This window comes from Pseudomonas palmensis (assembly GCF_017848315.1).
Taxonomy (GTDB): domain Bacteria; phylum Pseudomonadota; class Gammaproteobacteria; order Pseudomonadales; family Pseudomonadaceae; genus Aquipseudomonas; species Aquipseudomonas palmensis.
On the sequence record NZ_JAFKEC010000098.1, the window covers coordinates 1 to 10,030 of the forward strand.

General features: G+C 63.4%; 11 protein-coding genes. 5 read left to right on the forward strand and 6 right to left on the reverse strand.

What is annotated here, in order from left to right; genetic code table 11:
- Positions 1-129: 129 nt before the first annotated feature.
- Positions 130-1,200: a bifunctional DNA-binding transcriptional regulator/O6-methylguanine-DNA methyltransferase Ada gene (ada, locus tag JZZ72_RS26975; protein WP_043864172.1), complete on the forward strand. Its 1,071-nt coding sequence runs from the start codon at positions 130-132 to the stop codon at positions 1,198-1,200.
- 3 nt (positions 1,201-1,203) lie between these two features.
- On the opposite strand, the gene JZZ72_RS26980 is transcribed toward ada, so the two are convergent.
- Positions 1,204-1,461 carry a DUF2790 domain-containing protein gene (locus tag JZZ72_RS26980; protein WP_043864173.1) on the reverse strand — a complete coding sequence of 86 codons (258 nt, stop codon included), beginning with the start codon at positions 1,459-1,461 and terminating at the stop codon, positions 1,204-1,206.
- A 282-nt stretch (positions 1,462-1,743) separates the two neighbouring features.
- Between JZZ72_RS26980 and JZZ72_RS26985 the strand changes: the two genes are divergently transcribed.
- Positions 1,744-2,196 carry a GNAT family N-acetyltransferase gene (locus JZZ72_RS26985; protein ID WP_043864174.1) on the forward strand — a complete coding sequence of 151 codons (453 nt, stop codon included), beginning with the start codon at positions 1,744-1,746 and terminating at the stop codon, positions 2,194-2,196.
- Here JZZ72_RS26985 and def read toward each other — a convergent pair.
- The 3 genes from def to JZZ72_RS27000 all read right to left on the reverse strand — a co-directional run bounded on the left by def (position 2,148) and on the right by JZZ72_RS27000 (position 4,018).
- Positions 2,148-2,687, reverse strand: a complete 540-nt coding sequence (def, locus tag JZZ72_RS26990) for a peptide deformylase (protein WP_210015452.1) — start codon at positions 2,685-2,687, stop codon at positions 2,148-2,150. The genes JZZ72_RS26985 and def overlap by 49 nt on opposite strands.
- Positions 2,677-3,660 carry a YihY/virulence factor BrkB family protein gene (locus JZZ72_RS26995; RefSeq protein WP_043864176.1) on the reverse strand — a complete coding sequence of 328 codons (984 nt, stop codon included), beginning with the start codon at positions 3,658-3,660 and terminating at the stop codon, positions 2,677-2,679. The genes def and JZZ72_RS26995 overlap by 11 nt, the downstream gene beginning before the upstream one ends.
- A gap of 166 nt (positions 3,661-3,826) precedes the next feature.
- A complete protein-coding gene (locus JZZ72_RS27000) occupies positions 3,827-4,018 on the reverse strand; it encodes a CsbD family protein (protein ID WP_043864177.1) in 192 nt (63 codons plus the stop codon).
- 242 nt (positions 4,019-4,260) lie between these two features.
- On the opposite strand from JZZ72_RS27000, the gene JZZ72_RS27005 reads away from it, so the two are divergent.
- Both JZZ72_RS27005 and JZZ72_RS27010 read left to right on the forward strand, forming a co-directional pair.
- Positions 4,261-5,745, forward strand: coding sequence for a right-handed parallel beta-helix repeat-containing protein (locus JZZ72_RS27005; RefSeq protein ID WP_210015453.1), 1,485 nt, complete (start codon positions 4,261-4,263; stop codon positions 5,743-5,745).
- Between the two features lie 132 nt (positions 5,746-5,877).
- Complete coding sequence (locus JZZ72_RS27010; RefSeq protein WP_210015454.1) at positions 5,878-6,261, forward strand: hypothetical protein; 384 nt, start codon at positions 5,878-5,880, stop codon at positions 6,259-6,261.
- Here the strand turns inward: JZZ72_RS27010 and JZZ72_RS27015 are convergent, their stop codons facing one another.
- Positions 6,262-7,098 (reverse strand): CvfB family protein, encoded by an 837-nt coding sequence (locus JZZ72_RS27015; protein WP_043864180.1) that lies wholly within the window; start codon positions 7,096-7,098, stop codon positions 6,262-6,264.
- Positions 7,099-7,203: 105 nt separating this feature from the next.
- Between JZZ72_RS27015 and JZZ72_RS27020 the strand changes: the two genes are divergently transcribed.
- Positions 7,204-8,073, forward strand: a complete 870-nt coding sequence (locus tag JZZ72_RS27020) for a DUF6279 family lipoprotein (protein WP_088514499.1) — start codon at positions 7,204-7,206, stop codon at positions 8,071-8,073.
- A 31-nt stretch (positions 8,074-8,104) separates the two neighbouring features.
- Here the strand turns inward: JZZ72_RS27020 and aceK are convergent, their stop codons facing one another.
- The gene (aceK, locus tag JZZ72_RS27025) at positions 8,105-9,826 is read right to left on the reverse strand and encodes a bifunctional isocitrate dehydrogenase kinase/phosphatase (RefSeq protein ID WP_043864182.1); all 1,722 of its coding nucleotides are present in this window, start codon (positions 9,824-9,826) and stop codon (positions 8,105-8,107) included.
- Positions 9,827-10,030 lie beyond the last annotated feature (204 nt).

Consider the following 10,030-nt stretch of genomic DNA (forward strand, 5'->3'; position numbering starts at 1 on the left):
GCCTGGTACCTGTGGCGCGTACCCGCCACCGGCTGAAATCCGGGCGAATTCCACCGCAAGACCCGGAGTGCCGCCCCACACGGCACCACCTACCCTCACCAAATCGCCCTCAGCCAAGAGCCACTCGCCATGCCCCGCACACCTTCGATCGATGTCAACGACCCACGCTGGCAAGCCGTGCTGGCCCGCGACGCCGCGGCGGATGATGATTTCGTCTATGGGGTTCGCACCACCGGGGTCTACTGCCGCGCCTCCAGCCCGTCACGGTTGCCGCGCCCGGAGAACGTCGAGTTCTTCGACACTGCCGCCCAGGCCGAGGCCGCCGGCTATCGCCCCAGCCGGCACTACGCCGCCGACCCGCGCCAACTGGCCGAGCAGCATGCCACCCAGGTCACCCGGGCCTGCCAGCTGATCGAAACGGCCGAGGTCGAGCCCAGCCTCAAGCAAGTGGCCGCCCATGTCGGCATGAGCCCGTATCACTTCCACCGGGTGTTCAAGGCCGCGACCGGCCTCACCCCCAAGGCCTACGCCAATGCCAGACGCGCGCACAAGGTACGCCGGCAGCTTGAGCAGCCGGGCTCGATCACCGACGCCCTGTACAAGGCTGGCTACAACTCCAACAGCCGTTTCTACGAAGACAGCAACGCCCGGTTGGGCATGACCCCGGCCGCCTATCGCGCGGGCGGCGCCAATGCCTCGATCCGCTTTGCCATTGCCCAGTGCTCACTCGGCGCGCTGTTGGTGGCCCAAAGCGAGCGCGGGGTGTGCGCCATCCTGCTGGGCGACGACCCCGAGGCGTTGCTGCACGACCTGCAGGACAAGTTTCCCAAGGCCGAACTGATTGGCGCCGACGCCGAATTCGAGCAGTGGGTGGCCAAGGTGGTGGGGTTCATAGAAGCGCCCGCCCTGGGCCTGGACCTGCCGCTGGACCTGCGCGGCACGGCCTTCCAGGAGCGGGTGTGGCAGGCGTTGCGCAGCATCCCGGCAGGCAGCACCGCCAGCTACGCCGAGATCGCCCAGCGCATTGGCGCGCCCAGGGCAGTCAGGGCGGTGGCCCAGGCGTGCGCCGCCAACAGCCTGGCGGTGGCAGTGCCCTGTCATCGGGTCGTACGCAGTGATGGCAACCTGTCCGGCTACCGCTGGGGCGTGGAGCGCAAGCAGGCGCTCCTGGCCCGGGAACAACAGCCCAGTGACCTGTAATGATCAGCCCTGGCTGCAGCCATCGCCCATGGCGCGGTATTCGATGGTGTGGCGCTGGCCCTGATGGTCTTCATAGGTCATGGTGGCCGGCACCACTTCGCAGACATTGGGCAGGGTCGAGAGGCTGATCACCCGGGCGATGTCCAGGTTGGTCGAATAGTCATATTGCTCGACCACCGGCTGCGCAGCAGCGGTCTTGACCTCGTCCGCCAGGGCGAACGAAGAGACACCCACCAATACAAGTGCAAGTAAGGTTTTCATGGTATTAGGCCTGCAAAGCAATCAAACGAAGTGTTTGACTTCATCAGCCGAGTTGGCGCGGAGAAGTTGTCATATCAACGAATGGACATAACACGAAGTACCGATCCCGTTACGCTTCTAGTTGCTGGGATGGGTCAAGTTTATAAGGTTGCGAAGGTGGTTGAAGCCCGAAGCCGGACATTCACTGTTACCGCCTCGGTAACAATAACCGCACGGCAAGCCCTCGACAGCCTACCCAAGCCCGTGTAAAAGCCCGTGCCAGAGCCCTTGCTGGAAACCGCCGTGAGTGAAATACGCTACAGCCTGCTAAGCGCTGCCGAGCGCCCTTTGCTGAACAAATTCTATCGCGCCGAAGGTACGGCCATGCGTGCCAGTGCCAAGGGCGAGGCCTGGGTGGCGCGTGCGGGTGAGCTTGTCGCCGCAGTGAACATGAGCGCGGTACCCGAGGGGTTCTGGCTGACCGGCTTGCTGGTGGCACCCGCCTGGCGCGGCCGGCGCATTGCACGACAACTGATCGAGCATGCCTGCGCCGGCAAGCCGGGCACGGTGTGGCTGTTCTGCCACCCGGACCTGCTGGCCTTCTACCAGCCACTGGGGTTCAGCCCTGCCGGCGCACTGCCGCTGCAGCTCAATGAGCGTCTGGCGCGCTATCAGCGCAGCAAATCGTTGATCGCGTTGGCGCGGGATCAGTCGTCGCTGGCCGGGTCCAGCCCCGGGAACAGCACCTCGGTATAACCGAACTTGCTGAAGTCATGAATGCGCGAGGGGTACAGGCGACCGATCAGGTGATCGCATTCGTGCTGCACCACCCGCGCATGAAAACCCTCTGCCGAGCGCTCGATGGGCTGGCCCTGCGGGTCGACCCCGCAGTAGCGAATGTGCCGGTAGCGGCTGACCACGCCGCGCAGGCCGGGCACCGACAGGCAGCCCTCCCAGCCATCCTCGACCTCGGTGCCCACCGGGGTGATCACCGGGTTGAGCAGAATGGTCTGCGGCACGGGCTCGGCATCCGGGTAGCGCTCGCTACGCTCGAAGCCGAAGATCACCAGTTGCAGGTCGACCCCGATCTGCGGCGCCGCCAGCCCCACGCCGCCCACGTGCTGCATGGTGTCGAACATGTCGGCAATCAGCTGCTCCAGCTCGGCAGTGCCGAACAGGCGGGCCGGTACGGGCGGTGCAACGCGCAACAGGCGCTCGTCGCCCATCTTCAGGATGTCACGAATCATGCGGGGCTCGGCTCACGGGTTCAGGCGCGGAATCGGACGGGATGGAGTGATCGCGCCCCAGCCCGGAAACATGCTTTTTATCATGTTCCGGCGCATCGTCGTCGGGCATTTCCTTCTCGCCAGGGTCCTTGCCTTCGGCCGACATGTGCTCGATCACCGCATTCATCTCCGCCCCCAGCAGCAATACTGCGGCAGAAATATAGAAGTACAGCAACAGCACGATGATCGCACCGATGCTGCCGTACATCGCGTTGTAGTCGGCAAACGTCTTGACGTAGTAGCCAAACCCCAGCGACGCGATGATCCACACCACCACCGCCAGTACCGAGCCGGGGGTGATGAAGCGAAATTCCTGCTCCACATCGGGCATCACATAATAGATCAATGCCACCGCCACCATCATCAGGATGATGATGGCCGGCCAGCGCAGGATGGTCCACAGCGTGACGATGAACTCCTGCATGCCTACCTGCGAGGCGATCCATTCCATCACCTGCGGGCCCAGCACCATCAAGGCGGCGGCGGCCAGCAGCATGCCGGCGATTCCGACGGTATACAGCACCGACAGCGGGATGCGCTTCCACACCGGGCGCCCTTCCACCACGTCATAGGCGGCGTTCATCGCGCTCATCATCAGGCGCACGCCCGCCGACGCGGTCCACAGGGCGATCACGATACCTACCGAGAGCAGCCCGCCCTTGGATTGCTGCAACTGGTCGATCACCGGGTTGACCTGCTCCAGCGCCTGGGGCGGCAACACCAGTTCCGACTGCAGGCGCAGCCAGGTGAAGAAGTCGGGCAAATGCAGAAACCCGATCAGGGCGATCAGGAACAGCAGGAAGGGGAACAGCGAAAACAGCATCTGGTAGGCCAGGGCCGACGCATAGGTGGACATCTCGTCATCGAGAAACTCGCTTACCGTGCGCACCAGAACACGATGCAACGGCAGGCCGTGCAAGTTGGGGAAAATCATAGCGTCTCCTTTCGCCGCTCCACTGTCATAGGCAGTAATCCAAGCGTTGGGGGGTGTTTTACCTGACGGTAGTCTAGTAGACCACGTCTGTGAGGTTACGATTGATTGCCACAGACAGCAGAACGGCCACCCGAAGATGGCCGTTATCGGCTACACGCGCAGCCGGTCAGGGCTTTTTCACAGCATCCTTGACCGCATCCTTGGCCTTGCCCACTGCCTGCTGGGTTTCGCCCTTGACTTCCTGGGCCTTGCCCTCGGCGCGCAGTTTATCGTTATCGGTCACCTTGCCCACGCCTTGCTTGATGTTGCCTACCGCTTCGTTGGCCAAGCCTTTTGCTTTGTCCGAAGTGCTGCTCATGGCATTTCTCCTGAAGGGGAACAGATAGCTGTCAGTGTCGACAGTCAGTGGACCCGCCCGCTTCTGCGAGAGTTTCAAATATTTTTGGGCGGTGTGTATTCCCACAATGGATAAACAGCGGGCGAATATCGCACCCAATCGTGCCTGGCCTGCGCCAGGGGCTGTCGGCTTTGCCTAGAATCGGGCACCAGCGCCCTGCAGCCCGGGCGCGATAAAAACAACAGACACAGCGATCACTACCCATGCGTATCTCCCCCTTGCTGGCAGCCCTGCTGCTGGCCGTACCTGCCCATGCCGTGCACGCAGCACCTGCCGTACAGCCCGCCGCCCTGACCACCCTGGTGGTCGATCGCTATGCCGACGACGAGCAGCCCGGCAGCCTGCGCTGGGCCATCGAGCGCAACAACCAGGCGCCCGGCACCTACCGGATCGAGATCCGCCCGGTCGGCCAGCCGCCCTACGTGATCAAGCCCGCTTCGGCCCTGCCGCCGATTCTCGGCCCGGTAAGCCTCGAAGGTGCGGCCTGGAAGCGCAGCGGCGAGTACATCGCCATCGACGGTTCGGCCTATATCGTCGGCAACGGCACGCGCGCATGCCCTGGCGCCGTGCCCGGACAGTTCGGCACCAATGTGCGCACCACCACCGGCCCGGGGCTGGTGATACGCGATACCCAGGGCGTGGAGATTTCCGGCCTGGATGTGCGTAATTTCTGCATCGGCATCCTGGTCAACCGCGCCAGCCACAACGTCATCCAGGACAACCGTATCACCGCCAACAAAGGTGGCGCCGGCATCATGCTGACCGGCGACGACGGCCAGGGCAATTCGACCGCCACCACCACGGTGAACAACAAGGTGCTGCGCAACCAGCTGGTGGACAACGGCGACGGCCTGGAGCTGACCCGCGGCGCGGCGTTCAACCTGGTGGCCGACAACCTGTTTCGCTCCACCCCGGCCAACGCGGAGCCCTCCCAGGGCATCGAGATCCTGTGGGGCAATGACAACACGGTGGTGCGCAACCGCTTCGAGGACTATTCCGACGGTCTGCAGATCAACTGGGGCCAGCGCAATTACCTGGGGGCCAACACCTTTACCGGCAACTCCATTGGCGTGAGCGTCAGCGGTGCGGGCAACATCCTCGATGGCAACCTGATCCACGGCAACCGCATCGGCGTGGCGCTGCGCCCGGAGCCGACCTCCACCAGCAACCGCCTGACCGCCAACCGCATCTGGAACAACAGCCAGGATATCCGGCGCTGCGAAGCGGGTGGTTCGTGCGTGCCCGATCAGCGCACCGGTGCCATCGTGTTTTCGGTGCCGGCGCTGGAGCATGCGATCTATGTGGGCTCGCGTGGCATCGGTGTCGACCCGTCGGGCACCAACCGGGCGATCATCTGTACCGACAAGGCCGCACCGCAGGGTTGCCAGCCGGTACCCAATCACGATCAGGCGGCCCCGTTGCTCATGGCAGTCAAAGGTGACCGCTTGCTGGGCCAGGTGAGTGGCGAGCCCGACAGCCTGTTGCGGGTGGAGGTGTTCGGCAATGCTGACTCAAAGGCCAGTGAAGCGGAGCAGTATCTGGGCGAAGTGATGGTGGCGACGGATGCCAAGGGTCAGGCGCAGTTCGAGTATGTATTGCCGCAAGCAGATGGGCTGCAGGCGTTCACCGCGACGGTCACCCGGACCGACGGGGCCACCTCGGAGTTGAGCAAGGCGCTGGCGCGCTGAGGAGCGCGGGGTGGCCATTCGTCGGCAGGGATTGTCTGCGAATGGTCGGCCCTGTCAGCAGGCCCCGCTTTAGTTTTCAGCGCAATCCCAGCACAATGGCCGACCTTTCAAGCGTCACCCGTAGGAACCTGCATGAAACTCGACAAACCCACCGCCATCGCCCGTCGCAACCAGGCGCTGGAACGCCCTGTGCTCAACAGCGACAACACCCTGTTTGCCGTGCTCGATACCAAGCGCAGCCTGTGGTGGTTCGATGTGCCGGTGAAGCTGGTGCTGCCCAAGAGCGTGGCCGACTGGGTCAACCTGCTGCTCTACACCCCGGAGACCGACCAGTTGCAGCACCTCAAGGTGCCGGTCAACTTCCTGCGTGCGCACCTGGAGAAGATGGAAGTACGCAAGCCGGGCAAGCGTCGCTCGACCATCAGCCTGGCGCTGAGCGCCGACCGCGACTCGCTGCTGCAGGACTTGCGTCCGGGCGGCGAAAACCTGAGTTTTGCCGCCTTCGTGCAGGCCTGATCAGACCAGTTCGATGCGGTCGGCGTGAATCACGATGCGCCCGTCCTTGTACAGGGCGCCGATCGCTTTCTTGAAGTTGCCCTTGCTCACCCCGAACAGGTCGCTGATCACCTGCGGGTCGCTCTTGTCGCTGACCGGCAGCACGCCGTTGGCGGCCTTGAGCTTGTCGAGGATCTTGTCGTTCAGCGTGCTGGCCAGGGCCTGGCCGACCGGCTGCAGGCTCAGGGCGATCTTGCCGTCGCTGCGCAGCTCCTTGATGTAGCCCTTCTCCTGCTTGCCCGAACGCAAGAACTTGAACACTTCGTTCTTGTGGATCAGGCCCCAGTGCTTGTTGTTGATGATGGCCTTGAACCCCATCGGGGTTTCCTCGACCACCAGCAGGTCGACTTCCTGGCCCACGCTGTAGTTGGCCGGCAGCTTGTCGAGGTAGCGGTCCAGGCGCGCGGTGGCGGTGATGCGCCGGGTGCGCTTGTCGAGGTAGGCATGCACCACGCAGTACTCGCCCGCCTTCATCTGGCGTTTTTCTTCGGAGTACGGCATCAACAGGTCCTTGGGCAGGCCCCAGTCGAGGAAGATGCCGATGCTGTTGATTTCCACCACCTTGAGGCTGGCGAACTCGCCCACCTGCAGTTTGGTCTTCTCGGTGGTGGCGATCAGCTTGTCTTCGCTGTCGAGGTAGACGAAGACGTTGAGCCAGTCCTCGACCTCGGTGGGCGTGTCCTTGGGGATGTAACGGTTGGGCAGCAGGATCTCGCCGTCCGCCCCGCCGTCCAGGTACAGACCGAAATCCGTGTGCTTGACCACTTGCAAAGTGTTGTAACGCCCAACTAAAGCCATTTGCTGAAATCCTCGTTGCGAGGCTGGCATTCTACACGCTACGGGAACCGCCAGGCGCGCCGTTGTTCTATAAACACAAGCACGCCCCTGCAAGGATATGCACCCATGGATGCCTGCCTGTCCACGTTGTTTCGCTGCCTTTCGCTGCTGGTGCTGTCGACGCTGCTGCTGGTCGGCTGCAACCGCATGGACCTCGCCTACCGCAACCTCGATGTACTGGTGCCCTGGTCGCTGAGCGACTACCTGAGCATGAATCGCCAGCAGAAAGGCTGGCTGGACGAACGACTCAAGGCGCACCTGGCATGGCATTGTCGTACACAGCTGCCGGGCTATCTGACATGGCTGGGCGATATTCGACAGATGGTCGCGCACAACGAGGTCACCGACGCGCAGCTAAGGCTGCGCACCGAGCAGGCCAAGCAGGCCATCGCCGAGGTGGCCGACCAGATCATGCCGTCGGCCACGCAGCTGCTGCGCGGCATGGACGACGAACAGGTCAGCGACATGCGCGAGGCGTTTGCCGAAGACATTCGCGAGCGCGAGGCCAAGTACGTGAAGACGCCGCTGGCCAGGCAGATCGAGCAGCGCCAGCAGCGCATGGAAAAACGCCTGACGCCATGGCTGGGCGAACTGAACCCGCAGCAGCGCCTGCGCGTGGCGCAGTGGTCACAGGCGTTGGGCGAACAGAACCGTCAGTGGATCGCCAACCGCGCACACTGGCAGGCGCAGTTCAGTGCGGCGATGGAGCAACGGCGCAGCGAGGCATTCGAACCAAGGCTGGAACAACTGCTCAAGCAGCGCGAAAGCCTGTGGACGCCGGAGTACCGCATGGCCTACCAGCGTACCGAACAGGAGGCGCGCAGCCTGCTGGTGGACCTGATGGCGCAGAGCAGCGAGCAGCAACGTCAGCACCTGCAGGGCAGGCTGGCCAAGGTGCAGCAGGACTTCAGCAAGCTCAAGTGCCTGCAATCCTGAACCGATTCGCCGGCAAGGCCGGCGAAGCTGCTCAGTTCTCCCGGCACTTGCGCCGGTACGGGAACACATCGATCACCTTCCCCTCCCGTATCGCCGCCTGCAGCCCCTTCCAGTAATCGGCGTCATACAACTCGCCATGCAACTGGCTGAACAGCCGCCGCTGACCGATGTCGGCAAACAGGAACGGCGGGAACTCCTCGGGGAACACGTCCAGCGGCCCGATCGAGTACCACGGCTCGCTGGCCATCTCGTCCTCGGGGAACCGCGGCGGCGGGATATAGCGGAAGTTGGCTTCGGTCAGAAAGCAGATCTCGTCGTAGTCATAGAACACCACCCGCCCATGCCGGGTAACGCCAAAGTTCTTCAGCAGCATGTCGCCGGGGAAGATGTTCGCCGCCGCCAGTTGCTTGATCGCCAGCCCGTAGTCCTCCAGCGCCTCGCGCACCTGGGCCTCGTTGGCGTTTTCCAGGTACAGGTTCAGCGGGGTCATGCGCCGCTCGGTCCAGCAGTGGCGGATAAGCACCGTGTCGCCCTCCACCACCACGGTCGACGGCGCCACTTCCAGCAGCTCGGCCAGGCACTCAGGCTCGAACTTGCCCAGCGGGAAACGAAAGTCGGCGAACTCCTGGGTATCGGCCATACGCCCCACGCGGTCGACGCTCTTTACCAGGCGGTACTTCTCGATGACCGTGGCGCGGTCGACACTCTTGGACGGCGAGAAGCGGTCCTTGATGATCTTGAACACGGTGTTGAAGCCCGGCAGGGTGAACACGCTCATGACCATGCCGCGCACACCGGGGGCCATGATGAAGCGGTCGTCGGTACTGGCCAGGTGGTTGATCAGCGCCCGGTAGAACTCGGACTTGCCGTGCTTGTAGAAACCGATGGAGGTGTACAGCTCGGCGATGTGCTTGCCCGGCAGGATGCGCTTGAGAAAGCCCACGAACTCGGCCGGCACCGGCACATCGACCATGAAGTACGAGCGAGTGAACGAGAAGATGATCGACACATCGGCTTCATCGGTGATCAGCGCATCGATTTCGATGCCGTGGCCTTCGTGGTGCAGCAGCGGAATCACCAGCGGCCACTGTTCATCGTGGGTGAACAGCCGGCCCACCAGGTAGGCCCCCTTGTTGCGATAGAGCACCGAGGAAAACAGCTCCACCTGCAGTTGCGGGTCCTTGCACACCCAATCGGGCAGGTTCTCGCGCAACTGCGCCTCCAGGCGCGCCAGGTCGCCAGGCAGGTCGGCGAAGGGCACCGCGAAGGCGTAGTCGGCGAAGACCTGCGCGAGCATCTCGCCCAGCCCGCCCTGGGGGCGGTAGGTGCGGGTCTGCGCGGCGCGCTCATGGGCGCGCAGTGCCGGGCGCGTGGTATGGATGAACATGCAGCCGTCGCTGATCAGGTCATGGCTGAACAGGCTGCAGAAGATCGAGTTGTACCAGGTTTCGGAAAGCTCATCGTCCAGGCGCGGGTCGATCAGGCTGATGTAGGCGCTCTTGACCAGCGGCCAGAACGTCGCATCCAGCAGAACCTCGGGCTCGAAAGCGCCGGCCAGCCAGCCGCTGACCTCGCTGACCTTTTCCTCGTAGAGATTGATACGTGCCGCCGAGGCCGTCTGGATCTGCTGCCATTGCGCGAGCTCGAAGCGTTGGCGTGCCCCGTCGGTGATCTGGCGAAAGTGCTCACGGTAGCTGTCGAAGCCATCGAGAATCATCCGGGCGATGGCGGCGGCCGGCCATTGTTGGGGCATGGGTAAGACCTCTGCGGGAATTTCAAAGACCTGAGCTTAGCCAGTCACGCAAGGCTGCGATAGCCTACTTAGGAACCGTTTCGCGCCCTTCACCGGCAAGGCCGGCTGCTACAGATACCGCCCCCACAGCAGGAGCCAGCGGTGCTGGCGAAAGCGCCCGAATTGACACCGCAAGAAAGCGAGAGAGCCCACCCTGGCTTTTAC

Bases quoted from the DNA above. Each gene is read 5' to 3' on its own strand.
- JZZ72_RS27010 (WP_210015454.1), top strand. From the start codon at position 5,878: ATGAAACTCGACAAACCCACCGCCATCGCCCGTCGCAACCAGGCGCTG.
- JZZ72_RS27015 (WP_043864180.1), bottom strand. From the start codon at position 7,098: ATGGCTTTAGTTGGGCGTTACAACACTTTGCAAGTGGTCAAGCACACG.
- JZZ72_RS27000 (WP_043864177.1), bottom strand. From the start codon at position 4,018: ATGAGCAGCACTTCGGACAAAGCAAAAGGCTTGGCCAACGAAGCGGTA.
- JZZ72_RS26980 (WP_043864173.1), bottom strand. From the start codon at position 1,461: ATGAAAACCTTACTTGCACTTGTATTGGTGGGTGTCTCTTCGTTCGCC.
- ada (WP_043864172.1), top strand. From the start codon at position 130: ATGCCCCGCACACCTTCGATCGATGTCAACGACCCACGCTGGCAAGCC.
- def (WP_210015452.1), bottom strand. From the start codon at position 2,687: ATGATTCGTGACATCCTGAAGATGGGCGACGAGCGCCTGTTGCGCGTT.
- JZZ72_RS27005 (WP_210015453.1), top strand. From the start codon at position 4,261: ATGCGTATCTCCCCCTTGCTGGCAGCCCTGCTGCTGGCCGTACCTGCC.
- JZZ72_RS27020 (WP_088514499.1), top strand. From the start codon at position 7,204: ATGGATGCCTGCCTGTCCACGTTGTTTCGCTGCCTTTCGCTGCTGGTG.
- aceK (WP_043864182.1), bottom strand. From the start codon at position 9,826: ATGCCCCAACAATGGCCGGCCGCCGCCATCGCCCGGATGATTCTCGAT.
- JZZ72_RS26995 (WP_043864176.1), bottom strand. From the start codon at position 3,660: ATGATTTTCCCCAACTTGCACGGCCTGCCGTTGCATCGTGTTCTGGTG.